We start from the raw sequence: 26,442 nt of genomic DNA, 5'->3' as shown, positions 1-26,442 counted from the left end.
GCGATCAGCCGAAAAGCCGCTTCAGGCTCCGCTCCAACATGACAAACTGCCACAAGGTGCGGCCATGCTCCGACCGTCCGGCACCATGCGCTTCCGCCAGGCTACCAATCGCGTGCATGTCGAACCATCCGGTGTCCGCAAGTGTACGGGATTTCGCGAGCCCCTCAGCCTCCTGCGCCAGCGCGCCGCGGAACCAGGCGCTCACCGGTGTCACGAAACCCATCTTCGGCCGATACAGCACTTCCTTTGGCAGATAGCGTTCCATCGCCTTCTTCATCAGCCACTTGCCCTCCCCCCGGCGCAGCCGCATCGCCGCTGGCAACCGCGCGGCAAAGGAGACGAGCCGGTGGTCGAGCAGCGGCTCGCGCGCCTCAAGGCTGACCGCCATGCTGGTGCGATCGGTCTTGGTGAGGATGTCCCCGGGAAGCCAGATCTTGATGTCGGCATATTGCGCGCGGTCGATCGCATCGCGCGCCGGCGCATCGCGCATCGCGCGAACGTAGCGGTCTTCCGCCCGGTGCCCGCCTAGCGCGCGCCGCGCCGCGTCGGTAAACAGCATCGCGCGCGTAGCCGGCGTGGTCACGCCGACGGAGCGCGCATACGCCTCCGCCCCGTCTTCGGCGAGCGCCAGCAGGGTCGTCTTCGCGCGCAATGGCCGCGGCGCCCAGTCGGCCTTCGGATAAATTGCGCCCAGCCTCCCGAACACGCTGCGACGAAATTCGTCCGGCAGTATCCCTCGCACCCGCTCCTCCACCGCCTGGAAGCGATAGCGGCGATACCCGGCGAAGATCTCGTCCGCCCCGTCGCCAGACAGGGCAACGGTCACCTTCTCCCGGGCAAGTGCGCAGACCTGATACGTGGCGAGCGCAGAGGCATCCGCGAAGGGCTCGTCGAACGCCGACACCAGCCGGTCGATCAGCCCGAAATCATCTGACCGCACCACGCGCTCGCGGTGATCGGTACGGAACCGGTCGGCGACCGCGGCGGCATAGCTTCGCTCGTCGTGCCCCGCCTCGTCGAATCCGATTGTGCAGGTCTGCACCGCCTGCTTCGACGCCTCGGCCATCAGCGCGACGACCGCCGAGCTATCCACCCCGCCGGAAAGGAAGGCGCCCAGCGGCACGTCAGAAACGAGGCGCGCGCGGACGGCGCTTCGCATATGCTCGACCAGTTCCTCGCCCAGAGCCTTCGCTGAGCCCTTGGCGCGATCGGCGAAGGAAACGTCCCACCATTGCACTGGCGCGGGCACCGGCTTGCCGCGCTCGATCAGCAGATAATGGCCGGCGGGCAGTTTGCTGACCCCAGCAACGATGCAGGCATCGTCCGGCACATAGCCGTAGGCGAGATAATCCTCGATCGCGCGAACGTCGGGAACGCGGCGGAGCAGCGGGTGGGCGATCAGCCCCTTCAGCTCGGATGCAAACGCCAGCGCGCCGTCCGCCAGCCGCGCATAATGCAGCGGTTTGATCCCCAGCCGATCCCGCGCCATGAACAGCCGCTGCGTACGCGCATCATGGATGACGAAGGCGAACATGCCGTTCAGCCGATCGAGCATCGCCGGGCCCCAGGCAGCCCAAGCGGCGAGCAGCACCTCGGTGTCGCCGGCGGTACGGAATGCCCAGCCCTTGGCGCCCAGTTCTTCGCGCAACTCCTGGTAATTGTAGATGCAACCGTTGAAGAGAACCGACAGCGCGCCGCTTCCGTCGTGCATCGGCTGCGGTGAGCCTTCCAGGTCGATGATAGACAGCCGCCGATGGCCAAGGCCAACGCCAGGCGCGGTCCACACGCCCTCCCCATCCGGCCCACGCACCGCCATGGCATCGGTCATCGCGCGGATCCGGGCGGGATCAACGGGCTTAGGAGTCTCGGGATAATAGAGCCCGGCGAGCCCGCACATCAGCGCGTGACCCGCGCGGTGGCGTCGTCGATCGGGCCAAGCGCTGCACGAAAGCGCGCAATGGCCACCACGGGATCACGGCCCGGCTGCTTCTCGGCGGACAGATGAAGCGCGACAGCAGCCGGCTCCGCGCCCAGAAGCCGAGCGTTGAGGGTAGCGAGTTTGACGATGATCGGTCGGTCAGTCACGGTTCCGCCGGCGCGGTACCACGTCGCAACCACGCGCTCCACCGGTCTGCCATCGGTGCCCGGCGCGGTGATCCGAACCGCCGCGCCGCCATCGATCCGCGGCAAATCGGCAACCCGGACCCATCGATCGCCCTCACGCAGCACACCGGTGCCATACGTCACGACTTCCTTTCCCTCATGCTGCTCGGCAAACACCGCAATGCCGAGATCCACGGCATTGCCGGCGCCATCCACATAGCGGCCGAACAGCCTGTGATCGGCGTCGGGGTAGAAGGGCTGCCAGGGCGCGTCGCTACTGAGTGGTGCGCGCGCCCAGCCGGGCACCTCCGGCAGCGCCAGTTGCTGCGGCAGCGGCTGACTGCGCCCAGCAATCGCCCCGGCCCAACTTGGGAAGATCGCCACGGTTGCCAGCACCATCAGGGCAGCGGGGGCAAGCGCCAGCGTATGTCGCCGCGGTGGCGGCAGCGCGGCCGGATCGAAAGCGGGATCGTCAGGCGCGCGGTCGAACCAGCGCCACGCCCCTGCCATCACCACCGCCATCACCAGCGCGAAGAAGATCCAGCCATAGACGATGTGGTCAAAGCCCGTCGCCGCTTCCAGGCTGGTGAGGTCCGCGGCATAGATCGTCCCGAAGGCGCGCACGCCGTTGGCCAGCACCGGCACGACCAGCGACACGGCCATGAACGCCGCTCGCCGCCGCCAGGAGCGAAAACAGGTGTTTGCAACGAGTACGCCGAAGGCAAGCATCGACAGGACGAACTTGGAACCCGAACACGCCTCCGCCACCTCGAACCAGTAGCGACCAGCACGGATCAGCACGCCGTCCACCTCGGCCGGCACGCCGAACAGATGAAGCAGCGGCATCACCATTGCGACGGTGATGCTCTGCAACGGCGGCTCCAGCCACTCGCCAAACGGCACCATGAAGAAGCCGAAGATCAGTGGGAAGGTAAGCCCGCGCGCGACATGCGGCCCGAGGATCGTGATCACGGCTCCTTGCAGCATCACGACAAGGCCGAACTGCCGCGCGAAGGCGACGCCGGCCGCTTCCCCGAGCAGCCAGCCAAACCCTCCTGTCACGACAACAGCAAGGCCCGGCCACCAGGCTCGCGGAGGAAGCTGCGACAACTCCTCACGCCGAGTCCACACCAGCCAAACGACCACCGGGGCAATGAACAGACAATGGCCGTAGGTGGTACTGGTCCACCAAAGGGTCAGCAGCGCGGCAACATCACGGTGGAACAGCAGCAGGATAACCGCGCTAACTGCTGCCAACGCGCCGAGATGGCGACGCCACGTCGCGGGCGCGATCGTATCCGTGCGAGCGATCGCCAGCGTCATGCGGTTTCGCTTGTCAGTTTTGGGAGCCCAAGCAAATCGTCGAGCGGCGCGAGTCGGGCTTCCCAGCCATAGCGCGCGATTGCCTGAGCTCGGGCCGCCTCGCCAAGCCTCGTAGCGCCCGCGCGATCGGCAATCAGCCGGCCGACTGCCGCTGCGAACTCCGAAGCACTGGCCGCAACACGGATCGTATCGGCGTGGTCGATCCCTTCGGCCGCGGCGGGGCTTGCCACCACAGGGCGACCCATCGCCATTGCCTCAAGCACCTTGTTCTGGATTCCACGTGCCAGCTTGAGCGGCGCCACGACCACGTCTGCCGCGGCAAGCCAGCCGCGCACGTCAGGCACTTCGCCAGTGACCGTCACGTTTGTGGCGGCAAGTCCGCGCACGGCCGCTGTTGGCGCCCGCCCCACAATGGCGAAGTGCGCGCCCGAAATGCACGGCAGCACGTCTCGCGCGAACCAGGTCACCGCCTCCACGTTGGGGCGATAATCCATCTGGCCGGTGAAGACGATCAACGGCCGCGGTGCAGCAACCGGCAGCGTCGCGGGATCGTAGAAGGTGCTGTCGATGCCATTCTCCAGCACCCGGCTCCCCGGCAGCAAGGCCGCTTCGGGGGCGCTGACGAACAAGCTGGCGTGAACGCGCGCGGCAACCTCACGCTCGACCTCAGCAAGGAGGCGCGCCTCGCGCCGCATCATCCAGCGCATCGGGCCGCGCGCGTCCGCCGCATAGGCGGCGAACTTGGCTGAATCGCGATCGACGAAGTCCATGACAGCGCGAGGGCCTGTCGCGGGGATATATTGCGCCATCTGGCCGGAGAAGACGTAGATCGCGTGGATCTGCCGCCGCGCAAGCAGGTCGTTGACTGCAGCGCTGACCCGGTGATCGCGAAACGCGGCGAGCGAAACTGGTTCGCCCTTCGCCAAGGCCTCTACCGCGGCGCGCGCCTGCGATTTGCGCCGCGGTACCAGCACGCATTCGTCAACCATCGCGGCATCCTGCGCGCTCATCCCCGCTTCATCATCAGTGAAGGCGACGAGGTGAACGCGCGCGCGCGCGCTCAGGTACCGCAGGACGTTGTAGCTGCGGATCCGGTCACCGCGATCCGGCGGAAAGGGCGCGCGGTGCGCCAGAAACAGGATTTCCACCTCAACCCAGCCCGCGGCTGATCCACGGGCCAAGCCGCATCGCGACGGGCAGCGGCAGCTTCTTCCAGGCACGCACCATCAAGGCGTATTTCGGGTTGTGCGGGTTCACCTCCCGCAGCGGCCCGGTCGACCATCTTGCATAGGCCAGCGGCACGCCCTCGAAGCCCCAGTTCTTCTTGAATGCGGCGGGACCACTCCCGGCCTTGGATCGCCCGAAGTCGAACCGCGTACAGCCGCGCGCCCGGGCATGCCCCATCAGCGCGAAATACATCCGGTCATTGGCGCGCAGCCCCCGCGCCGCCGCCGTCCCCCCGCCCCAATAAGGGTAAACCGTGCCGTTGAAGTACAGGCTGAGGACGCTCGCCACCGCCTTGCCGCGGTGCCGTACAGTCAGGATGTCGGCGTCCATCGTCGCCAGAACCTCGCGGAACATCCTGCCGGGGAAGACCGGGGTTCCAAGGTTGCGGACGGACTCGGCGTAGATCCGGTAATGCTCGGCGGCGAGACCGAGCGAGCCGGTCACCACCTCCAGATCGTTCGCCAGCGCCTTGCGTACCTCCGCGCGCTGCTTGCGGGGAATCGCCAGCAGCTCGGCCTCGTCGTCTGCCGCGAGCGGGCGCGCGAAACCGAGATTGGTGTGCGTGTCGACCGTCCACCCGACAGGCGCCGCGCCGCCGCGCAATTCGATCGAGGGATAACCGAGCGCTTTGGCAGCTGCGGCGAGCGGCTCCACTCCCTCGCCCAGCACACCGCCATCGACCGCGAAGCCGGCGGAGACGAGCGACTTGCCGAAAAGCGGCGAGCGTACCTCGGTGAGCGGCAGCAGGCCGACGATCTCTCCTGCTCGTTCGCCGACGAGGAAGCGCGCACGCTGGCCGCAGCCGCGCTCCACCGCGCGGCTCCATGCGGGCAGATGAAAGGGTGTCGCATCCGGGTGCGCGCGGACGAAGGTGTCGACCCTCGCATCGTCTGTGGACTCGCCCACGATCAGCGCGTGGTCAATCGTGGCATTCGCGTTCACCAGCGCCGCTCCATCGCAGCAACCTCATCGACCCGGCCCCAAGGATGCCGGCCGACCAGACCGCGCAGCTTGCCCGCCATCGCCGACAAGCGGCTGTAATGGCGCAGCCGCGAACGAAGCGGCGCGCCGGGCACCCGCGGCTGGGCCGGGTCGACCTCCCACGGATGGAAATAGAACATGCCGGCGTGGCCCTGCCGGTTCGCCTGGCGAACCGCCGTGTCGGTCAGCACGGCCGGCAGCAGGCGGAAGAATCCGCCGCCCACCGCCATCCGGCGCCCAGCAAGCTCCGCGACCGACACCGGAAGCTCGATCAAGTCGCTGTCCGCCAGCGGCCGCCATGCAAAGCGCGGACTATCGCGCCAGCCATAGTGATCGTGCGCGACCGGCGCGACGCTGGACGAATAGGCATAGCCCTCCTCCGCCAGCACCTGATGCGCCCAAGGCGTGCGCGCGTCGATCGAGAAGCTCGGCGCGCGATAGCCGGTGATCGCGACGCCGGCCGCATCCTCCAGCGCTGCGCGCGCCCTGGCGAGGTCCGCGCGAAACTCCTCAGCGCTCATGGTGAAGACGCGCTGATGGTCCCAGCCGTGGCTTGCGATCTCGTGACCCTCGGTGACGATCCGGCGGATCAGCGCAGGGTGGCGATGCGCGACCCAGCCGAGCGTGAAGAATGTGGCCTTGGCGCCGCTTTCGGCGAACAGGTCGAGCACCATGCCGGTATTCGCGACGACGCGACTGTCCCAGCGATCCCAGTCGCTTTTCCCGATCGTCCGCTCGAAGGCGCCGACCTGGAAATATTCCTCGACGTCGACGGACAGGCCGTTGACGAGCGTGGCCGGCGCGCCCGCAGGCTTCAAAGGCGCGTTCATCTCACGCAGCAGCGCCGCGCACCGCTTCCAGCCCGCCGCGGGGCGCAGGCGCATCGCTTTCCACCCAGTCGACCAGAAGCGTCAGCACGCGGCGAAGCGCGGCGTCCTGCTCCTCGATCCGCTTCTCCAGCATGGTAATCCGTTCGAGCAGGTCCGAGTCCACGGCAGCCGACGCTGACGGAGACGCCGCTGCCGGCGCGGACTGCGAAGGCACCGCCCGCATGATTGGTGTGGCGCGGCCGGCACTCGGCAAGTCGCGCGCGGCATCGGCGCGTACGGCATTGATCAACGTGGCATCGATCAGCGTGGCATCGGTGATGGCGGCATGCAGCAGCACGCGGCCCATCAACTGGTTCAGCCGCCGCGGGACGCCTCCGGACGCACGGTGCAACACCGCAAACGCGTTCTCAGCGAAGTCGGGTGATCCCTTCCAACCGGCGATGCGCAGCCGGTGGCCGACGTAGTCGGCCACTTCCTCAGGCGCCATCGGATCGAGATGGTGGATCGCGATGACCCGCTGCCGCAACTGCTCCAGCCGATCCGATCCGTTCAGCCGCTCGCGAAACTCGGGCTGGCCGAGGAGGAAGATCTGCAGCACCGCACGCCCGCCGGCCTGGAAGTTCGACAGCATGCGCAATTCTTCGAGCGACGAGACCGGCAGCGCCTGCGCCTCGTCCACGATCAGCAACGTGCGTCGCCCGGTGCGCGCCACCGCATGAAGGCCGCGCTCGATCAGCGTCAGCAGTTCGGCTTTGGTCTTCCCGGTGGGCTCGATGTCCAGCCCGACAGCGACGACGCGCAGCAGATCGTCCGCCTCGATTGCGGTCGACACGATCTTGATGACGTTGAGGTTCGCCGGATCAATCTGCTCGGTGACGTGCGCAACGAGCGTCGTCTTGCCCGCGCCGATATCGCCGGTGATGACGATGAAGCCCTCACCCTGGGCCAGGCCATAGCCGAGATAGGCCATCGCCTTCTTGTGCGTCGCGGAATCGAACCAGTAACGCGCGTCCGGCGTCAGCTGGAAGGGTTTGTCGGTTAGGCCGAAATGTTCCTCGTACATGCCGGGCTTCCTCAGAATGTATATCGTGCGCCAAGCAGCGCCTGTGCCGACCATTGGCTGTCGAAGCGTTCCTGGTCGAAGGTGTAGATGCCGAGCGAGGCAATCGTGCCGAGCCGGCCAAACCGATGGCTGTAGGTGCCGGTGGCGTTCAACGCGACCACGCCATCGGCTCCCGGCAGGCCGCTCTGGTAGTAATTGGCGAACAGGTTTGCATCGATCTGTGACACGCGGCTGAGCGCGCGTGACCAGAAGAGCTGGGCATAATAGCTCTCGTCCGTCACGCCGAACACAGTGGTGCCGGGTGCGACCTGCGGCGCGTTCAGCTTCCGGTTCGCATAGCCGGCGCCGAAGCCCATGCTGGTGCGCCCGCGCGTGGTGGAGATTACCCCATCGATACCACGCGCGCGGTAGCTCGCCGTCGAGATCGACAGGAACACGTCGTTGAAGCACCCGCCGGCGCCCGCACCGCCCTGCCCCGGCTGGCTGCCGAAGATGCAGCCGTTGAACTGCTGCCCGAACGGGCTCGCGGTGCCCTGGAATGCCGTCGGCGTATCGCGAAGCCCGTCGCGGAGCTGGCGCCCGAACGTTTCGATCCCGTCGTAGAGCACCACCTGCAGCCCGGTGTCGCGCGCCATCGCCCAGTTGAGCGAGCCGAAATAGATGTCACCGCCATAGCGGTAACCGGCGTTCGCCTGCAGCTCGAACCGCGGGCTTGGCCGCCAGATCACGCCCGCGTCATAGATCAGGCCATCGGTGTTGTAGGCAATCCGTTCCGGCGACGCGGGATCGGTGACGAAGCGACCATTGCCGTCCAGCACCGGATTGCCGTTAGCGTCTACCAGCGCGTCACGCTGCGTCGCCTCGATCTTCTCATATCCGGCGCCGCCGCGGATCGCGACTGTCCGGCTCACCGGCACCGTCACGTCACCGCGGGCGAAATAACCCTCATACTTCTGGTCGAGCTGTCCTGCATCCTCGCGCTCATAGGCGCCGCTCACCGTCACGCCGACCGGCAGCACCGTTCCCGCCGCGACGCCGGCTGAGGCCTGGCCAACGAAGTTCTTGGAATCATCGTAATAGTCGAGCCGCGGCTGGCCAGGAGCAACGCCCGTCGCATTGGGCGCTTCGACCTTCGTGTAACCGCCGAAGGCAGACGCGGCGATCTGCACCGGTCCCGCATTGGTCGACACCGTCGGCCCGGCGTACACTGAATAGACCTGTGTCAGATTATCGACATTGCCGACGAAGCTGCCCGGCGCCGCGCCGCGGATATCACTGCGGGCACGGGTGGCAATGGCGCCCCCTTCCAAGGCAAATCCAGGCGCAACCCGCACCGAGCCACGGGCAAGGCCGGTGTGAACATCATCGTCGCCGATGCGATCGTCCCACTGGATGCGCCGTTCGTAACGATAGCTTACCTGTGCTTCGGCCCGGCGACCGCGCACGCCCGCATCGATGCCAGCGGCGACCTGCGAATAGGTGACGACATCATCATTGGAGAGATCAGCGGTGACGACCTGGGCGAGCTCGATGTACGGCTGCACATAGCGATTGCGCGACTGCGCCTGCGCGACGCCACTCACCAGGATCATCGCGAACGCGATCCCACCGGCCAGCGCCTGATCCCGCAGCCTCAGCACCTTACCGCTCCTGCCCATAATAGCTGCCGAACCGGCCGCGGTGCGGCTCGTAGGACACCGAATTGAGAGCGAGGCTGATCTGCTCGCACCCGTCGAGCAGGTTCACCGCCTCCCGCACATCCGCCTCCGTGGTGCGATCGGCGCGCACCACCAGCATCACCTGACCGACGTGCAGCGCCAGCACCGATGCCGGCGACGCAGCCAGCGTCGGCGGCGTATCGAACACGATCAGGCGCCGCGGATTGGCCGCGAGCAAGCGATCGATGACTTCACCGGTCCGTGCGCTGGCCAGCAACTCGGTATCCGAATGCGTGCGCTCGCCCGCAGGCAGCAGCGACAGCTGCGGCACATCCGTGCGGACAACACAGCTTTCCGGATCAATCGTCGGATCACCCAGCACGTCGAGGAAACCAGTCGAATCGTCGAGGCCGAGTGACGCCATCACGTCGGGCTTCGCGAAGTCACCGTCGACCAGCAGCACTTCAACGTCGCGCTCGGCCGCGAGGCTGATCGCCAGGTTGATCGCGCAAAACGTCTTGCCGTCGCCCGGCTTGCCGGATCCGACCAGGATGGTGCGTGCGCGCTGACCAAGCTGCCCCTCGGCGATCGTACGGGCGTTGAGCAGCAGCTGCCGTTTGATAAGGCGGAACTCCTCCGCCAGTGCACCGATCGGGGCGCCGGGCACCAGCATGCCCTTCTCGGCAAGCATCGTGCGATCGATGTGCGCGATTCCGGGCGGCAGCAGCTCGCCCTCAGTGTCGGGTTCAGCACCTGCGCGCAGTTCCGGCGGAATTGCGGCAAGTGTGGCGGCAGCTTCCGGGGACAGCCGCTCGGCCCCAAGCGGCGGCGGCGGCGCTGCGTGGACGAGATCCAGCGTCAGATCGAGCGGTTCGTCGGCCTGCACGGCCGCGTCATCTGTTTCCGCCCGGACCTCCACCGAAGCGTCGGATGCTGTGTCACGGCGGCGCAAGTGCGCGCCAAAGTCATAGACCCTCGCGGCCCGCTCGATCAGCGATTCGTCGCTGCGCTTGGGAACCTGCGTCATGCCGCTAGTCCTCGCTGGAGCATCTCGATGCCAAGCAGTGCCACGTAGCTGACGCCAAGCGCGCCGACCCCGCCGGCAAACAGCTTCAGCTTCTTGCGCCGTTGTTCCACCTGAAGCCGGGTCAGCATTTCGCCAACCGATCCGATCACCGGCATGCCAGAGGCTTTCTCCAGCCGCTGCGCGGTCGGGAAGGTCGTCTGCAGCTTGTCCATGGCGAAGGCAGCCCCGATGCTGCCAAGGATGCCAGCCAGCAGCACCCCCGTCAGCAGCAGCGGACGATTCGGCGCAGTCGGCGTTCGCGGCTGGGTCGGCGGATCGATCACGGAGAACTTAACCGCATCGGTCTGCGTCTGTGCCTGGCTACGCAGGTTCACCTGCTCGCGCTGGGCAAGAAGGCGATCATATTGATCCTTCAGTACGGTGTAGTTGCGCTCGATCTCGCCCTGCTGCGCCGCCACCTCCGGATCACCCGAAAGCTTCGCGTTCAGCGTATCCAGATCGGCCTGCAGCTGCTGGCGGCGCATGCGAAGCGCCGCCACCGCCGCTTGGCGATCCGCCAGCATCGACTGGAGCGAGAGATACGCCGGATTGGGCGACCCGCCGGCAGCGGCACCCGCCGGCTCGCCGCGGGCCGCGGCCTGTGCCTGCGACAGCTGCGACTTGAGCGCGACCACATCGGGATGATTCTCGGTGTAACCACGGCCGCGCGCGTCGGCGAGCTGGCCCTGGATCGCAGCAACCCGCGCGCGTGCTGGGCCCACGCCCGGCGCGATCCCCGGTCCTGCGATCGTCGGCGGTGTACCGGCGAGTTGACCCTGAAGGGCGGCGAGGCTGGAGTTCGCCGCCGCGAGATCGCCGTCCACCTGGCTCACCTGCGCCCGCGCCGCACCGATCCGATCGCTCACCGACCCGGTGCCTGGCAGCGAGCCGAGATAGCGGTTCTGGAAATCCGCACGCTTCGCCTCGGCGTCCTGCAGCTTCGCGCCAAGCGCCTGAAGCTGCCCGTCTAGGAATTGCAGAGTCTGGCTGTTCTGCGTCCGGTCGCCCGACAAGTTCGTCTCCACGAAGATGTCGATCAGTTTCTGCGTGATGCTGCTCGCCAGCTTCGGCGTTGCCGCCGTCGTGACGATCTCAAACAGATTGTCCTGCTGCGCGGTGATCTTGATCGAGTTCTGGAGGCCTGCGGCGCGGTCTGCCACTTCGCGATCGTTCGACACGGTCTTGGCGAGGTCCGTACCGCGGACGACCTTCTGCAGGTTCACCGACGAGGTCAGAGTCTGACGGACGGTGTCCACGTCACGCTGCTGATCACCCAGCGCCCCGGGATCGGTTCCGCTCGGCAGGATCGAGCGCATCTGAACGAACACGCGCGCACGGCTCTCGTAGCGGCTCGGCACCTGGCTCACCACCAGCCACCCGAGCACGCAGATCGCCCAAGCGACGGCCAGCGCCAGCCAGCGCCGCGTCCAGATCGCGTGCAGCGCGATCCTCACTTCTTCGAACAGACCGTTCACGCCGATCGCCTCAGAACATGCTTTCGGGAATGATGATCACGTCGCCCGGCTCCAGCCGCACATTGGCGGAGGCGTCGCCGTTCTTGAGCAGGCGGTTCAGGCGAAGGTTGTATTCCTTCTGCTTGCCGGTCGCGCGGTCATAGCGAACCAGCCGGGCGCGGTTGCCCGCGGCATATTCGTTGAGCCCGCCAACGGCGATCATGGCATCGAGCAGCGTCATGTTGGCGCGATACGGCAGCGACGCGGGCTTCTCCGTCGCACCGACGATGCGGATCTGCTGGCTGTACGTGCCCGAGAAGCTGTCGACGATGACGCTGACGATCGGATCGTTGATGTACTGGCGTAGCGCCAGCTTCATGTCGTCCGCCAGCATCGCCGGCGTCTTGCCCACCGCCGGCATGTCGTTGACGAGCGGGGTCGTGATCCGGCCATCGGGGCGCACCTGCACCTTAGCCGAGAGCTCCGGATTGCGCCACACGAAGATCTGCAGCGAATCGAGCGGGCCGATGACATATTCCTCGCCCGGCTGCTCCTTGCTGGCCACAAAGGCTGCCGGCGGCAGCTCGGCTGCCGGGCGCGCACTCATGCACCCGGCAAGCGCCGTCGACGCCAGCGACGCCGTAAGCAGGACCCTGGAACCACGCGAGAAACGCATTGCAAAAACCTCCGTCGGCGCCTTCTGACCAGCCGGAGATTCTGCCTCTCGGCCGGTTGCGCTCTCCTCCGGATATCAAAGAAAGAGGTGAAGATAGCGTTTAGGACAGGCTAGGCGATGACCTGTCCCGCAATGGGATGCCCAAGGAAGGCAGTTGGGCTGGCGGTGAGGCCATAGGCCCCCGCCAGGAAGATCGCAATCACATCACCCACGTCGGCATGCGGCAACACGACCCGATCCGCCAACCGGTCGAGCGGCGTGCACAGGCACCCTACAACGGATACCGTTTCCGCGCCATCTGCGGTCATCTTATGTGCGACGGCCACCGGATAATTCCGCCGGACCACCGTCCCGAAGTTGCCGCTGGCGGCCAATTGATGGTGTAGGCCACCGTCGACGACGATGAATGTTTCCCCGCGGCTCTCCTTCCGATCCACTACCTGCGTCAGGTAGACGCCGCTTTCGCCCACGAGCCAGCGGCCGAGTTCAATCGCGAAGCGGCTATCCGCAAGGATTGATGCCCGTGCGGCAAGCGCCTCGCTGAGCGCCTCGCCAACGCAGGCCACGTCCACCGGCGTGTCGCCTGGGAAGTAGGGAATGCCGAACCCGCCGCCGAGATTAACGAGCGGCGGCGCTTTGCCAGCTTCATCTGCTAGGCGGGCGGCAAGCGCGAGCGTTGCCGCCTGCGTATCGATGATCGCCGTCGTATCGAGAGCTTGGCTTCCGGCGAAGATATGGAAGCCGCGCCATTCTGCGCCGGCTGCGACAATCTCTCGCACAACCGCGCCAGCCTGCTCAGCATCGATCCCGAAGGGTGACGGGCGACCGCCCATCTTCATGCCCGAACCCTTGAGCTCCATGTCCGGATTGACGCGGACGGCGAGACGGGGAGTCACGCCAGTGCGGTCGCCGATTGCAAGCGCCCGCCGCGCCTCCCCGGCAGACTCGACGTTCAGCGTCGCGCCGGTCGTGATCGCCGCTTCCAGCTCCGCGTCCCGCTTTCCCGGCCCGGCGAAGCTGATCCCGGCGGCAGGCTTCACCTGAAGTGCATTCGCCAGTTCCCCGCCCGATGCTACGTCCAGCCCATCGACCAGGGGTGCAACGGCGGCGAGCCAGGGGGCCCATGGGTTGGCCTTGATCGCGTAATGAAGATCGACGGCAGGGAAGGCCGCACGAAAGACAGCGACACGCGCGGCGACGATCGCGGGATCATAGACGAACAGCGGTGAGCCGTACTCGCTTACCCAGTCGTTGGCGCTACGCCCGCCGATGACGAGATCGCCCGATTGGCCTGCGAACTCCGGCGGCAGAGGACCGAACGGTTTGCTCACGACGATGCCTCCTTCGCCTTCGCAGCAGCACGCACACTGGTGGTGAGGCTGGCGCGGTCCAGCTTGCCATTCGCGTTCCGCGGCAGCTCGTCCAGCCATACGAAACGAGCCGGCTGCATGAAGTTCGGCAACTCACGCTTCAGCCGCTCACGCAACTCGCCGTCGCGTGTCCCGTCGCCGCGTGCGACCACCACGATCGCCTGCCCGAGCCGCGGATCGGGCACGCCGATCGCCACGGCTTCCAGCGCTTCGCCACCGGCCACGACGGCTTCCTCAACCTCCACCGGGCTGATCCGGTTGCCGGCAGATTTAATCATCTCGTCGTCACGCCCGACGAACCGCAGCAGGCCCTCGGCGTCCTCAACCACGGTGTCGCCTGACCAAACCGCCGTCCCGCCATATCTCGACGATTTCGGTGCCGGCCGAAACCGCGCCGCCGTCCGCTCCGGATCCTTCCAATAACCTTGCGCCACCAGCGGGCCAGCATGAACCAATTCCCCCGGTTCCCCGTGTGCGGCGCGGCTGCCGTCTCCCCGTACCACTATCACCTCGGCATGCGGGACTGCGCGTCCGATCGACTCTGGATGCGAATCGGCCAGCGCGGGCGACAAATAGGTCGAGCGGAACGCCTCGGTCAGACCGTACATCGGGTAGAGATCCGCCGCCGGAAAACGTTCGCGAAGCAAACGGACCATCCGCACCGTCAGCGCACCGCCGGAGTTGGTCAGCCGACGCAGGCGCGCAGCCGTCTCCATCGGCCAATCCGCTTCGAGAAGTTGCACCCACAAGGGCGGTACACCAGCCAATGTCGTCGCGCCCACTCGGTCTACCGCCTTCACCACGTCCCGCGCGGTGAGATAGTCGAGCGGCGCCACCGCCGCGCCGGCGGCCCAAGTGGAAAATAGCTGGTTCTGGCCATAGTCGAAGCTCAACGGGAGCACGCCGAGCACCACGTCATCCGGTGCCAGCCCCAGGTAGTGCGCGACACTGTTTGCTCCGAGCCACAGATTGGCGTGGCTCAGCATCACCCCTTTCGGACGCCCAGTAGAACCAGAGGTGTAGAGGATGGCCGCGAGACTAGCTGGATCCGCATCAGAGGGAGGCAGCGGATCACCCTCGCCTGCTACATCGTGCACAGCCGCTTGGCCGATATCGCCCGGCTCAAGCGTGGCCGACCTCGCGGCCTGGGTCAGCAGCAATCGGGCACCGCTATCGTGAAGAATATGCGCGACCTGTGCGCGCTTCAGCAGCGGGTTGATCGGCACGTGCACCAGCCCGGCGCGCGGCGCGGCCAGCGGCATCAGGCACGCCTCGCGCGTCTTCGGCAGCCACGTCGCCACACGGTCGCCCGGCGCGAAACCCTGCGCCGCGAGCCAGCCCGCGAGCCGCGCCACCCTCGCCTCCACCTCCGCATAGCTCAGCGTGCCGGCGCGGTCGATGAGCGCCGGCGCATCGGACGCGCCGGCAAGCACGCGATCGATCGGCTTTGCATTTGTGTCGAGCGGGACCATCGGACACCCATAGCGCCGGGGCGTTGCGGATTTCATCCCCCCGGCTTAACGCACTGCAACATAACCGAGGGGACGAAGGTGATTCCGGAAGGAAAAACGGAAGTCGACGCGACGGTTCGCGCGGTATTGAAGGATGTGCTCGGCCTGTCCGACGAGCGCGTAGCGGCGTTCGATGACACGACCCCGCTGTTCGGCGCGCTGCCTGAGCTCGATTCGATGGCGGTTGCCGGCGTGCTGACCGAGATCGAGGATCGGCTGGGCATCGTCGTCGATGATGACGAGGTCGATGGCGACATGCTCGAGACGTTTGGCGCGCTCACCACTTTTGCCGCCGCCAAGGCACTGGTCTGATCCCTATGGCCGGCACGACCGGCCTTCACATCGACTCCTACGACCATGCCGGCGGGCGCGAAGCGGTGCTTCGGCTCGGACCGCGGCATGGCCCGACCATCGTGGCAGCGCTTCCGATGTTCGAGGAGGCGAACCGAACCCGCGCCGCCATGGTCGACGTGCTGCGCCGGCTTGCCGCCCGCGGCATCGGGAGTGCCCTGCCCGATCTGCCCGGGACCGGCGAAAGTCTGAAGCGGACGTCAGACGTTAGCCTGGTCGACTGGCGCGAAGCCTTCGCCGCAGCCTGCGCCGCCGTGCCACAACCGGTGCACGTGGTCGCTTGGCGCAGCGGTGCGCTGGTGGACAGCGCAGCCGATGTTGCCAGCCGCTGGTATCTCGCCCCACAGTCGGGCGCCGACCTGATGCGCGAACTCGCCCGCGTGCGGGGCCTGGGTGGCGGCGAGGATTATGCCGGCAATCTGTTGTCCGACGCGATGATCGAGGGGCTGGCCGCCGCGCAACCTACTTCCAGCGGTCTATTGCGGGTCGTGCGTCTTGAAAGCGATGCGAAGGCCACGGATCGAAAACTGGCCGCTGCGCCGCTGTGGAGAGCAAGCGAGCCGGACAGTGACCCCGTTTTTCAGCAGCAGGTCGCGGAGGATATCGCAGACTGGATCGCCGCTTGTGCGGGCGGGTCGGCGCAGCAATGAGCCGCCGGCACCTGACTTTCCCCTGCGCCGGGGAAAGCCTCGTCGGCACGCTCGACGATGCACGGGGAAAAACCGGTCTGCTGATCGTCACCGGCGGCAACGAAATCCGCTGCGGCGCGCATCGCGGCATGGCGATGCTGGCGGCGCGTTTGGCCGCGAGCGGCTTTCCCGTGTTCCGCTACGACCGTCGCGGCATCGGCGATTCGAGCGGCAGCAATACCGGGTACGCAGGCGCGCGGAATGATCTTCTGGCCGCAGCGCACGCTTTTCGCTCCGCAGCGCCTAACGTCACGCACCTGGCCGGCTTCGGCAATTGTGACGCGGCCACCACCCTTGCCTGGTGGGGACGCGAGGCGGGTTGCGAGGCGGTTGTCCTTGCCAATCCATGGGTTGTCGAACCGGCATCCGACCTGCCCCCGCCGGCGGCCGTCCGCGCACATTATGCCGCACAGCTGCGCAGCCCGGCCGCTTGGGCTCGAATCGCGCGAAGGGGCGTGTCGTTGCCGAAGCTGGCGCGCGGGCTGTTGAGCATCACCAAGCCTGCGGCGGAAACGGACCTCACCAGCAAAACGCTGGACGCGATCCGTGGCTGGGGCGACGACGCGATGATCGTGCTCGCTCGCGGTGATGCGACCGCAATCGCTTACGGCGACGCGGCGCGGCGGCACGGCATCGCGCCCCGCACCGTCATGATCGACACCGATTCGCACAGCTTCGCGCGCCGCGGGGATGACGCGGCGCTTGAAGCGGTGATTCGCCAGGTGATTACCGCGCGCGAATAAACGCGCGGATATCGTTCGACAGCTTCCGCAGATCCTCGTCGCGCACGTACATCATGTGTCCCGCGTGGTACCAATGCCAGGTGATGCGACCGTCATTCGGAATACCCGTGCGGTTCAGCGAATATTCCGCCCCGAAGAACGGCGTGGCGAAATCATAATAGCCCTGGCCGACGAACACGCGCAGGCCGCTGTTCTCGCGCAGCGCGCGGCCGATGTACGGCGCAACGTTGAGATACCCCTCACCGCCGCGCGGCCCGCCGATCTTCCAGTCCCAATCGCGCACGCCACCGATGGAGGTATACGTGATGTCGGGCGAATATTTCAGCACCTCGCGCGAGTGCTGGTTCATCGCCGCGGTATAGGCGCCGTCGATGGCGTAGAAGCTCGGATCATTGTCCGGCTCCTCCCCGGCGTCATCATAGTCCTTGCCAAGATAACGCGTGTCGAGCCGGCCGATCGTCTGCCCGCGATCGCGCAGCAGCTCCTTATAGAAGCGGCCCGGCGACAGGCGCAGGTCAGCGCGAGCGAGGTAATCCTGGGAGACACCGGTATAGCGCGACAACTGCGGCAGGACCTGCTGGCGTTCTTCGGCGGTCAGCGCATTTCCCTTGAGGAGCGCAGAGGCATAGGGGCCGATCGCAAAGGCCTTCGCCTCGGCAACGAACTCCTCGACGGTCGCCGGGCGGTTGGCGACCTTGTTGTGATACCATGCGGTTGCCGCCATCGACGGCAGGTTGGTCACATAGCCAAGCTCGTTCCCCGGCGTATCGGCCGCGACACTAAAGTCGAGGATCGAGGAGATGAGGATGATCCCGTTTACCGAGACGTCGGTGAAGCCGGCGCCCTCGAGTTCATTGATCACGGCTGCCGACCGGGTGGTGCCGTAGCTTTCGCCACCGATGAACTTCGGCGCATTCCAGCGGCCATTCGCGTTCAGCCACAGCCGGATGAAGTCGGCCATGGACTTGGCATCCTTGGTGACGCCCCAATAATCCTTGAGATCGGTCTTGCCGAGCGCGCGGCTGAACCCCGTTCCGACCGGATCGATGAAGACGATGTCGGTGACGTCCAGCAGCGAATCGGGATTGTCGACGATCGGATAGGGCGGCGCGCCATCGTCCTTCGCGTCCGAAGGAATCACCACCCGGCGCGGGCCGAAGGCCCCCATGTGCAGCCACAGCGAGCCGGAACCGGGGCCGCCGTTCCACAGGAACGTCACCGGCCGCTTCGGATCAACCGGGCCTTCCTTGATGTAGCTGTAGGAGGTGATCGCCGCGAGCGGCTTGCCGTCCTTGTCCTTGAGGTAGGTTTCGCCGGCAATCGCGCGATAGTTGATCCGCGTGCCGCCGAAGGTGCCGGAATGGCGGGTGACCGAGACGACAGGCGGCGGGATTGCCGGAGCCTCGGCCTTCTCGGCCTTCGCGTCAGGCTTGTCCTGCGCAGTGAGCGGCACGGCAAACAATGCGGCGCCCATCGCGAGCGCGATACGAAACTTCATGAAACCCCCTCTTCGTCGTGCCGGGTCTTTACCCGGCACCCCCGCTTCCCCTCCTGATGGGAAGAAGCGGGGCCGTGGGTCAAGCCCACAGGACGGAGAAAGAAGGTTATTCCGCAGCTTCGGCCAGCTTTTCGAAATCGGCCTCGGCCAGGAAGCGCTCCGCATCGAGCGCGGCCATGCAGCCGGTGCCCGCCGCCGTCACTGCCTGGCGGTACGTCTTGTCCATCACGTCGCCGCAGGCGAACACGCCCGGCACGCTGGTGCGCGTCGAGCCCTTCTCGACCTTGATGTAATGGTCCTCGTCAAGCTCGAGATGTCCGCGGAAGAGCTCGGTCGCCGGGTGATGGCCGATGGCGACGAACCCACCCTCCACGTCGAGGCGGGAATGCTCGCCCGTCACCGTGTCGACGAGATCGAGCGCGACCAGGCCGGCATTGCCGCCGCCGTCCACGAACTCGCGCACTTCCTTGTTCCACAACACCTTCACGTTGGGATGCGCGAACAGCCGTTCCTGCAGGATCTTCTCGGCGCGCAGCGAATCGCGGCGGTGGATCAGCGTCACGTCGTCGGAATGGTTGGTGAGGTAAAGCGCTTCCTCCACCGCGGTGTTGCCGCCGCCGATCACCGCCACCTTCTTGCCGCGATAGAAGAAGCCGTCGCAGGTGGCGCAGGCGCTGACACCCTTGCCCTTCATCGCATCCTCGCTGGCGAGGCCGAGCCACTTGGCCTGCGCGCCGGTGGCGATCACCAGCACCTCGCCCTCGTACACGTCGCCACTGTCGCCGATCAGGCGGAACGGACGGCGGGTCAGATCGACCTCGACGATCGTGTCCCACATCAGCGTGGTGCCGACATGTTCGGCCTGCTTCTGCATCTGCTCCATCAGCCACGGGCCCTGGATAACGTCCGCGAAGCCGGGGTAGTTCTCGACATCGGTCGTCGTCATCAGTTGGCCGCCGGGCTGGATGCCCTGGACGAGGATCGGCTTCATCCCGGCACGCGCGCCATAGATGGCGGCAGAAAGCCCGGCCGGACCGGAACCGAGGATGAGCATGCGAGTCGTATGGGTGGTCATGCCCGCGATGTAGGATGCGGCACCGGCCATGGGAACCTTGCATTGCGCCACGACACAAGTCCTGCTTTGCTCCCCCCATGACCGACTTTTCACAGTTCCTCAGCCCCGATCGCGGACAGCCCGCGCGCACCATCCATGTCGTTCACCCGGATCGCTTCGAGGTGTGGCTGGCGCAGCAGCCGGCGCGCACGCGCACGGCGGTCGCGGCCAACAAGGTGGTGGGCAAGGCGGGCAATCGCGCGATCCTGCCCGGCGACGCGGCGGACGATTGGGCGATGCTGCTGGTGTGCAACGAGGACGTGACCTCGCCATGGCGCATCGCCTCGCTGGGTGACGGGCTGCCCGAAGGAACGTACCGGCTGGCCGACGGCGAGCCGGGCGCAGCGATGCTCGGCTGGTGTCTCGCCCAGCACCGCTTCACGCGCTACCGCAAGGCGGAACCGCAGGCGCCGCGCGTGCTGCTGACCGGCGAGCCGGCGCGGATCGAGGAGACGGTGCGACTGGCGGAGGCGACCGCGCTGGTGCGCGATCTCGTCGACACCGGTGCCTCCGACCTGGGGCCGGCCGAACTCGAGGCGATCGTCGACACCCTGGCCAAGAAGCATGGCGCCACGACCAGCGTGACCCGCGGCGATGCGCTGGCCGAGGGTTACCCGATGATCCACGTGGTGGGCCAGGCAGCATCCAAGGATCGCGCGCCGCGGCTGATCGAGCTGGAATGGGGCGATCCTGCGCACCCGCGCGTGGCACTGGTCGGCAAGGGCGTCTGCTTCGATTCCGGCGGCCTCGACATCAAGACCTCGGCCGGGATGCGGCTGATGAAGAAGGACATGGGCGGCGCAGCGCACATGATCGCGCTGGCCGGGCTCGTCATGGCGGCGAAACTGAAGGTGCGGCTCCACCTGCTGGTGCCGGCGGTGGAGAATGCGGTCGCGGGCCACGCCTTCCGCCCGGGCGATGTTCTGCGCAGCCGGCTGGGGCTGACAGTGGAGAACACCAATACGGACGCCGAAGGGCGGCTGATCCTGGGCGACGCGCTTGCCAGGGCAGGCGAAGACGAGCCGGCGCTGATCCTCGATTTCGCGACCCTGACCGGCGCTGCGCGCGTCGCGCTCGGCCCCGATCTGCCGCCGGTGTTCGCCAATGACGAGGCGCTGGCCGCGGACTTCCTGGCCGCGGCAGAGGGGGCGCATGATCCGCTGTGGCGGCTGCCTTTGTGGGACGGCTATGACGACATGCTGAAATCCGACGTGGCGGACATGGTCAATGCGCCCGAGGGTGGTTTCGCCGGGGCGGTGACGGCCGCGCTGTTCCTGCGCCGGTTCGTGCCCAAACAGGTGCCGTGGGCGCATGTCGACACGTTCGCCTGGCGCCCCGCTTCGAAGCCGGGCCGGCCGAAGGGCGGCGACGCGCTTGGCCTGCGCGCCGCGTGGGGCCTGCTGAAGACCCGCTTCGGCTGAGGCACGACAGCGCAAATGTTGAGGAAGTTGAGGCGCGGGCGCGTTTTTCACGCCGGCCTCAACATTCGGATTTCGCCGGTGCGTGCACCGCTCAGCGCCCACTTCGAGCGCGGCGCGGCGCCGCGAATGTTGAGGAAGTTGAGGCTCTGGCGTGTTTTTCGCGTCGGCCTCAACATTGGGATCTGACGGGCGCTCGCTCATCCGCCATGTCATGCCACGCCGGGCGGGCTGTAGGACAGCGGAGCGGCACCACCGGCCACACTGATCCGGCGTTCTAAAGGTAGGTGACGGACCAGCGATCGAGCCGGATCTTCGCCGTACCCTTGGACGGTTCCACGCCCCAGGCGACGCCATTGTAGCATTCGCGGCAACCGGCTTTCCCGTCGCGGTTGCCCGCTTCAGGCAAGGCACCCCGATCAGCTTCGCCGGTTTTTTCCCTCGCGTGTGCCGTCAATCAGCACGAAGGCGACGCGCGCCATTTCGCCGGAGCGGTTTTCCCAGCCGTGGGCGGTGCCGCGCTGGATCAGGATGTCGCCGGTGCGCATCAGCGTCTCGTCGCGGTCCATCACCGCCCAGATCTCGCCCGCCAGCACGATCGCATAATCGATCGTGTCGGTGGTGTGCATGCTGGCGCTGCGGCTCGAACCGGCGTGATGATCGGCGTCGGGGTAAAGCTCCGCGAACACGCGCGCCGTGAGCGCGGCCTGCTCCTCGCGGCTGGCGACCATCGGCGGGAAGTCGATCACGCGGAGCACGCTGCCGCCCGGCGGCGGGAGAACGCCCTTGTGCGCGGTGATGTCGTCCGGCGCCTCCACGGGGCTTGGCGCTGACCCGGTGCGCCACAGGTTCGCGTTGCGATAGGGCGAGCCGGGCAGCATCAGCGTCGCCGGGCTCTCGCCAGCCTCGGCGATATAGGATTGCCCGGCGTCGTCGATCGCCGTCACGATTCGACGCACGGGTGGTAACGGTTCGGGCATCATCCTCTCCTGTTGGGCGCGGTCGCACGGTCGCGACAGGATCGTGCCGAACCGCACGTTGGGCAAGCGCACGCCGCTTATGATGCGTCACGCCTGTGCTGGGCGCCGGCCAGGCGCCCATGCTTAGGTTCAGGCGATGGCCGCGCGGATGATAGGCACGAACTTCGCCGCCGTCAGGCTCGCGCCACCGACGAGAGCGCCGTCTACCTCGGCCGCATGGAGCAAGCCGGGCGCGTTTTCCGCCGTTACCGAACCGCCATAAAGCAGGCGAATCGCCTGGCCGGTCTCCTCGCCCAGTGCCTTCACCAGCGCCGCCCGGATCGCCGCATGCATCGCCTCGACGTCGGCGACCGTCGCCACCTGGCCGGTGCCGATCGCCCACATTGGTTCGTACGCGATCGCCAGCCAGTCACCGCCGGCGCCGTCGGGCAGCGAGGCGAGCACCTGCGCGGTGACTACCGCTTCCGCTTCGCCGGCGCTGCGCTGTTCCAGCGTTTCGCCGACGCACAGGATCGCATCGAGGCCGTGGCGGCGGCAGGCCTCGGCCTTCGCCTTCACATCGGCATCGGTTTCGCCATGGCCCTGACGGCGTTCGGAGTGGCCGACGATGGAGAAGTTGGCGCCCGCTTCCTTCACCATCGGAACGGAGACGTCTCCGGTATGCGCGCCGCTGTCCTGGCCGTGCACGTCCTCGGCGCCAATCGGAAATTTCGCGCGGGCAGCGGCGGGGTGGATCAAGGTTGCGGGGACGGCGATGGCGACATCGACGGTGGCTTCCAGGCTGGCGCCGATCGCATCAAGTTCTGCCAAAGCTGCCAGGTTGCCGTTCATCTTCCAGTTTCCGGCTACGAACTTCCGCCGCATGATCCCTCCCAGATTGTTGCGGCCGTTGCGGTAACGAAGGCGCCCCCTTAAAGCGAGCGCCGTTCAACAGATTGGCGCTTCATGCTCGGTTTCTTCCGTCGGATCATCAATTCGCGCGTCGGCGTGATCGTTTCGGGCCTTGTCCTGGGCATCATCGCGCTGGCGTTCGCGCTCGGCGACATCACTGGCCTCAGGAGCACCGGCATCACCGGCAGCTCTGTCGCGAGCGTCGGCGGCGAGAAAGTGAGCGAGCAGGAACTCACCGAGCGTTCGCAAAGCGAGCTTCGCGCCGCGCAGCAGAACAACCCGGGCGTCGACATGGCGCAGTTCGTCAACGCCGGCGGCGTCGACAGCGTCCTGAACCGGATCGTCAACGGACTGGCGCTGGCCGAATATGGCAAGCAGCAGGGCATGGTGGTGAGCCGTGCGCTGGTGGGCAGCGAGCTGCGCAACATTCCGGCGCTGCAAGGGCCGACGGGCAAGTTCGACCAGGCGATCTACGAGCAGGTGCTGGCGCGCAACCGGCTGACCGATGCGCAGGTGCAGGGCGACATCGCGCGCGAGACGATGGTGCAGTTCCTCGTCCGCCCGCAGCTTGGCGCGAGCCAGGTTCCGGCGTCACTCGCCCTCCCCTATGCCTCGCTGCTGCTGGAGCGGCGCGCCGGCGATGTCGCGATGATCCCGTCGACCGGCGTCGGATCGGGCGCTGCGCCGACCGAGAAGGAACTGCAGGAATGGTACGGCCGCAACACGGCGCGCTATTCGGTGCCCGAGCGGCGCGTGATGCGCTACGCGATCGTCACGCCCGAGGCGGTGAAGGCGCGCGCGACGCCGACCGATGCGGACATCGCCAAGGCCTATAACGGCGACAAGGCACGCTGGGCAGCGCGGCAGACCCGCACCGTCTCGCTCGTCACCGTGCTCGACCAGAATGCGGCCAATGCGCTAGCGGCCAAAGTGCGCGGCGGCGCGTCCGTGGGCGACGCAGCACGTGCGGCGGGCCTCGAGGCACGCAAGCTGGAAGGGCAGGATAAGGGCGCACTGACGCAGGCGACCTCGACCGCGGTGGCGGACGCAGCATTCGCGGCAGCCACCGGCGGCGTGATCGGGCCGGTGCGCGGGCCGATCGGCTTCGTCGTCGGCAAGGTGGACGGCGTGGCGCAGGTGCCCGGCAAGTCGCTGGCCGAAGCGCGCGGCACGCTGGTCGAGGAACTGACCAAGTCGAAGACGGCGGAAGCGCTGAACGGCATCCGCGAGGCGCTGGAAGGCGCGATCGGCGACAATGCGAACTTCTCCGAACTGGTCGCGGACCAGAAGCTGAACGCGGCGACCACGCCGCCGCTGACGGCGGCCGGCACCGACCCCGCAAACCCCGCCTACAAGCCCGATCCGGCGCTGGCGCCGATCCTGTCGGCGGGCTTCCAATCCGAGGAAGGCGACGATCCGCAGGTGGTACAGACCGGCCCCGACGGCAGCTTCGCCCTCGTCGCGCTCGACCGCGTGGTCCGCGCCGCCCCCCGCCCCTTCGCACAGGTGCGCGACCAGGTGATCGTGGACGTCGCCGACGACCGCGCGCGCCGCGCCGCCCGCGCTGCGGCCACCAAGGTGCTGGCGGCGGTGAACGGCGGCAAGACTCTGCAGCAGGCGCTGTCCGAAGCGAAGGTGGTCGGCGGCGAGGTCGACCGGGTGGTGGCCGCACGCGCGCAGATCAATGCCGATCCGCGCGGGCCGAACCCGGTGCTGGCGCTGCTGTTCAGCATGAAGGGCGGCACCGCCAAGATGCTTGAATCGCCCGACGGCAAGGGCTGGCTGATCGTGAAGCTCAACCAGATCTCGCCGGGTGACGCCGCGAAGGTGCCGCCGGTCGTCGCCTCCACGCGGCAGGACCTGGGCCGCTTCGTCGGTGCCGAATATGCGCAGCAGTTCACCGAGGCGGTGAAGGCGAAGCTGAAGGTGACGCGCAATCCGGAAGCGATCGCCAAGGTGAAGGCGGCGCTGAACGGCCAGGGTGGCTCCAATCCGTAAGCCGGCCGAAGCCCTGGCGGCGGGGCAGCCGGCGCTCGTCTGGCGGCGCCGGATCGCCGACACCGAGACGCCGGTTGCCGCTGCGCTGAAGCTGATCGAGCCGGGGCGCGGCGACTTCCTGCTCGAATCGGTCGAAGGCGGCGCGGTGCGCGGGCGGCACAGCCTGATCGGCCTTGCCCCCGACTTGGTCTTTCGTGCCGAGGGCAATCAGGCGGCGATCAATCGCCACTGGCTGACGGATCGTTCGGCGTTCGAGCCCTGCACCGCGCCGACGCTCGACGCGCTGCGCGCGCTGGTCGCCTCGTGCCGGATGGAGGTGCCCGACGAGCTGCCGCGCGCGCTCGCCTGCCTCGTCGGCTATTTCGGCTATGAGACGATCGGGCTGGTCGAGAAGCTGCCGCCGCGCGAGGTGGACGCGCTTGGTCTTCCCGACATGATGTTCGTTCGGCCGACGGTGATCCTGGTGTTCGACCGGCTGGCCGACGCGCTGTTCCTCGTCGCGCCGGTGTGGCCGGACGAAGCACGCGATACCGCGGCGATCGTCGCAGAGGCGGAGGAGCGGCTGGATGCGGCCGAGGCGAGGCTCGCGGCCGGCACGCTGCCGCCGCGGGCGCAGGGCGAGCCGGGCGAGATCGCGCTGACGCCGACCTTGCCCGAGGGCCGCTATGCCGAGATGGTGCGCCGGGCGAAGGATTATATCGTCGCGGGCGACATCTTTCAGGTGGTGCTGGCGCAGCGCTTCACCGCGCCCTTCAGGCTGCCGCCGTTCGAGCTGTACCGCGCGCTGCGGCGGATCAACCCCTCGCCCTTCCTCTATCATCTGGACCTGCCGGGCTTCGCGCTGACGGGATCGAGCCCCGAGATCCTGGTGCGGGTGCGTGACGGCGAAGTCACGATCCGCCCGATCGCCGGCACGCGGCCGCGGGGCAAGACGGCAAGCGAGGATGAGGCGAACCGGGCCAGCCTGCTCGCCGATCCCAAGGAGCGCGCCGAGCATCTGATGCTGCTCGATCTGGGGCGCAACGACGTCGGCCGCGTCTCCGAAGCGGGATCGGTGAGCGTCACCGACAGCTACACGGTCGAATTCTACAGCCACGTCATGCACATCGTGTCGAATGTGGTGGGGCGGCTGGACTCGAAGCATGACGCGATCGACGCGCTGTTCGCCGGCTTCCCGGCAGGCACCGTCAGCGGCGCGCCCAAGGTGCGCGCGTGCCAGATCATCGCCGAGCTGGAGCAGGAGAAGCGCGGCGCGTACGCTGGCGGCGTCGGCTATTTCTCCCCCGACGGTTCGATGGATTCGTGCATCGTGCTGCGCACCGCGGTGGTGAAGGACGGGCAGATCCACGTCCAGGCCGGCGCTGGCATCGTCGCCGATAGCGACCCGGCGTACGAGCAACGCGAATGCGAGGCGAAGGCGGGCGCGTTGCTGGCGGCGGCGCGCGAGGCGATCGCACAGGCAAGCGCGGGCGGATTCGGGCAGTAATCTGCCACGTCT

General features: G+C 67.3%; 22 protein-coding genes. 6 read left to right on the top strand and 16 right to left on the bottom strand.

Translation table 11 applies throughout. The features are described from left to right. Nucleotides 1-4 precede the first annotated feature (4 nt). The 12 genes from ACH0CP_RS09510 to ACH0CP_RS09455 all read right to left on the bottom strand — a co-directional run bounded on the left by ACH0CP_RS09510 (nucleotide 5) and on the right by ACH0CP_RS09455 (nucleotide 15,223). A complete protein-coding gene (locus tag ACH0CP_RS09510) occupies nucleotides 5-1,897 on the bottom strand; it encodes an XrtA/PEP-CTERM system amidotransferase (protein WP_294442432.1) in 1,893 nt (630 codons plus the stop codon). Continuing rightward, nucleotides 1,897-3,426: an exosortase A gene (gene xrtA / locus ACH0CP_RS09505; RefSeq protein WP_294442433.1), complete on the bottom strand. Its 1,530-nt coding sequence runs from the start codon at nucleotides 3,424-3,426 to the stop codon at nucleotides 1,897-1,899. The genes ACH0CP_RS09510 and xrtA overlap by 1 nt, the downstream gene beginning before the upstream one ends. Then, nucleotides 3,423-4,574 carry a TIGR03087 family PEP-CTERM/XrtA system glycosyltransferase gene (locus tag ACH0CP_RS09500; RefSeq protein ID WP_294442434.1) on the bottom strand — a complete coding sequence of 384 codons (1,152 nt, stop codon included), beginning with the start codon at nucleotides 4,572-4,574 and terminating at the stop codon, nucleotides 3,423-3,425. The genes xrtA and ACH0CP_RS09500 overlap by 4 nt, the downstream gene beginning before the upstream one ends. 1 nt (nucleotide 4,575) lies before the next feature. Beyond that, a complete protein-coding gene (locus tag ACH0CP_RS09495) occupies nucleotides 4,576-5,595 on the bottom strand; it encodes a FemAB family XrtA/PEP-CTERM system-associated protein (RefSeq protein ID WP_294442435.1) in 1,020 nt (339 codons plus the stop codon). Then, the gene (locus ACH0CP_RS09490; RefSeq protein ID WP_294442503.1) at nucleotides 5,592-6,464 is read right to left on the bottom strand and encodes an XrtA system polysaccharide deacetylase; all 873 of its coding nucleotides are present in this window, start codon (nucleotides 6,462-6,464) and stop codon (nucleotides 5,592-5,594) included. Before ACH0CP_RS09490 ends, ACH0CP_RS09495 begins: the two co-directional genes overlap by 4 nt. Before the next feature lies 1 nt (nucleotide 6,465). Next, complete coding sequence (locus ACH0CP_RS09485; RefSeq protein ID WP_294442436.1) at nucleotides 6,466-7,527, bottom strand: ExeA family protein; 1,062 nt, start codon at nucleotides 7,525-7,527, stop codon at nucleotides 6,466-6,468. An 11-nt stretch (nucleotides 7,528-7,538) separates the two neighbouring features. Then, entirely contained in the window at nucleotides 7,539-9,167 is a 1,629-nt protein-coding gene (locus ACH0CP_RS09480; protein ID WP_294442437.1) for a hypothetical protein, read from the bottom strand. Nucleotide 9,168: 1 nt separating this feature from the next. Next, complete coding sequence (locus tag ACH0CP_RS09475) at nucleotides 9,169-10,212, bottom strand: AAA family ATPase (RefSeq protein WP_294442438.1); 1,044 nt, start codon at nucleotides 10,210-10,212, stop codon at nucleotides 9,169-9,171. Next, a complete protein-coding gene (locus ACH0CP_RS09470) occupies nucleotides 10,209-11,726 on the bottom strand; it encodes an XrtA system polysaccharide chain length determinant (protein WP_294442439.1) in 1,518 nt (505 codons plus the stop codon). Before ACH0CP_RS09470 ends, ACH0CP_RS09475 begins: the two co-directional genes overlap by 4 nt. A 10-nt stretch (nucleotides 11,727-11,736) precedes the next feature. Further along, nucleotides 11,737-12,381, bottom strand: coding sequence for an XrtA/PEP-CTERM system exopolysaccharide export protein (locus ACH0CP_RS09465; RefSeq protein ID WP_294442440.1), 645 nt, complete (start codon nucleotides 12,379-12,381; stop codon nucleotides 11,737-11,739). 110 nt (nucleotides 12,382-12,491) lie between these two features. Beyond that, complete coding sequence (locus ACH0CP_RS09460; protein ID WP_406875649.1) at nucleotides 12,492-13,712, bottom strand: pyridoxal-dependent decarboxylase, exosortase A system-associated; 1,221 nt, start codon at nucleotides 13,710-13,712, stop codon at nucleotides 12,492-12,494. Then, nucleotides 13,709-15,223, bottom strand: a complete 1,515-nt coding sequence (locus ACH0CP_RS09455; RefSeq protein ID WP_294442442.1) for an acyl-CoA ligase (AMP-forming), exosortase A system-associated — start codon at nucleotides 15,221-15,223, stop codon at nucleotides 13,709-13,711. The genes ACH0CP_RS09460 and ACH0CP_RS09455 overlap by 4 nt, the downstream gene beginning before the upstream one ends. Before the next feature lie 78 nt (nucleotides 15,224-15,301). Here ACH0CP_RS09455 and ACH0CP_RS09450 point away from each other — a divergent pair, with 78 nt between their 5' ends. Genes ACH0CP_RS09450 through ACH0CP_RS09440 form a run of 3 tightly spaced genes read left to right on the top strand, consistent with a single transcriptional unit; the run spans nucleotide 15,302 to nucleotide 17,045 of the window. Then, nucleotides 15,302-15,574, top strand: coding sequence for an acyl carrier protein (locus tag ACH0CP_RS09450; RefSeq protein ID WP_294442443.1), 273 nt, complete (start codon nucleotides 15,302-15,304; stop codon nucleotides 15,572-15,574). A gap of 5 nt (nucleotides 15,575-15,579) precedes the next feature. After that, the gene (locus ACH0CP_RS09445; protein ID WP_294442444.1) at nucleotides 15,580-16,263 is read left to right on the top strand and encodes a hypothetical protein; all 684 of its coding nucleotides are present in this window, start codon (nucleotides 15,580-15,582) and stop codon (nucleotides 16,261-16,263) included. Beyond that, nucleotides 16,260-17,045, top strand: coding sequence for a hydrolase 1, exosortase A system-associated (locus tag ACH0CP_RS09440; RefSeq protein WP_294442445.1), 786 nt, complete (start codon nucleotides 16,260-16,262; stop codon nucleotides 17,043-17,045). The genes ACH0CP_RS09445 and ACH0CP_RS09440 overlap by 4 nt, the downstream gene beginning before the upstream one ends. On the opposite strand, the gene ACH0CP_RS09435 is transcribed toward ACH0CP_RS09440, so the two are convergent. Further along, entirely contained in the window at nucleotides 17,029-18,543 is a 1,515-nt protein-coding gene (locus ACH0CP_RS09435) for a S10 family peptidase (protein ID WP_406888505.1), read from the bottom strand. The genes ACH0CP_RS09440 and ACH0CP_RS09435 overlap by 17 nt on opposite strands. Before the next feature lie 106 nt (nucleotides 18,544-18,649). Further along, on the bottom strand, nucleotides 18,650-19,618 hold the full coding sequence (trxB, locus tag ACH0CP_RS09430) for a thioredoxin-disulfide reductase (RefSeq protein WP_294442504.1): 969 nt from the start codon (nucleotides 19,616-19,618) through the stop codon (nucleotides 18,650-18,652). A 77-nt stretch (nucleotides 19,619-19,695) separates the two neighbouring features. Between trxB and ACH0CP_RS09425 the strand changes: the two genes are divergently transcribed. Beyond that, entirely contained in the window at nucleotides 19,696-21,078 is a 1,383-nt protein-coding gene (locus tag ACH0CP_RS09425) for a M17 family metallopeptidase (protein WP_294442447.1), read from the top strand. A gap of 416 nt (nucleotides 21,079-21,494) precedes the next feature. Here the strand turns inward: ACH0CP_RS09425 and ACH0CP_RS09420 are convergent, their stop codons facing one another. Together ACH0CP_RS09420 and tpiA are read right to left on the bottom strand one after the other, a co-directional pair. Then, entirely contained in the window at nucleotides 21,495-22,055 is a 561-nt protein-coding gene (locus ACH0CP_RS09420; RefSeq protein ID WP_294442449.1) for a cupin domain-containing protein, read from the bottom strand. A gap of 129 nt (nucleotides 22,056-22,184) precedes the next feature. Next, nucleotides 22,185-22,922, bottom strand: coding sequence for a triose-phosphate isomerase (tpiA, locus tag ACH0CP_RS09415; protein ID WP_406888536.1), 738 nt, complete (start codon nucleotides 22,920-22,922; stop codon nucleotides 22,185-22,187). A gap of 78 nt (nucleotides 22,923-23,000) precedes the next feature. Between tpiA and ACH0CP_RS09410 the strand changes: the two genes are divergently transcribed. Together ACH0CP_RS09410 and trpE are read left to right on the top strand one after the other, a co-directional pair. Then, the gene (locus tag ACH0CP_RS09410) at nucleotides 23,001-24,944 is read left to right on the top strand and encodes a peptidylprolyl isomerase (RefSeq protein WP_294442450.1); all 1,944 of its coding nucleotides are present in this window, start codon (nucleotides 23,001-23,003) and stop codon (nucleotides 24,942-24,944) included. Continuing rightward, nucleotides 24,928-26,430, top strand: coding sequence for an anthranilate synthase component I (gene trpE / locus ACH0CP_RS09405; RefSeq protein WP_294442451.1), 1,503 nt, complete (start codon nucleotides 24,928-24,930; stop codon nucleotides 26,428-26,430). Before ACH0CP_RS09410 ends, trpE begins: the two co-directional genes overlap by 17 nt. Nucleotides 26,431-26,442 lie beyond the last annotated feature (12 nt).

Origin of the sequence: Sphingomonas sp. 179-I 2A4 NHS (genome assembly GCF_045369135.1) — a bacterium.
Classification (GTDB): domain Bacteria; phylum Pseudomonadota; class Alphaproteobacteria; order Sphingomonadales; family Sphingomonadaceae; genus Sphingomonas.
The sequence above is the reverse complement of the archived record's forward strand: the minus strand, read 5'-3'. Positions and strand labels throughout refer to the sequence as shown.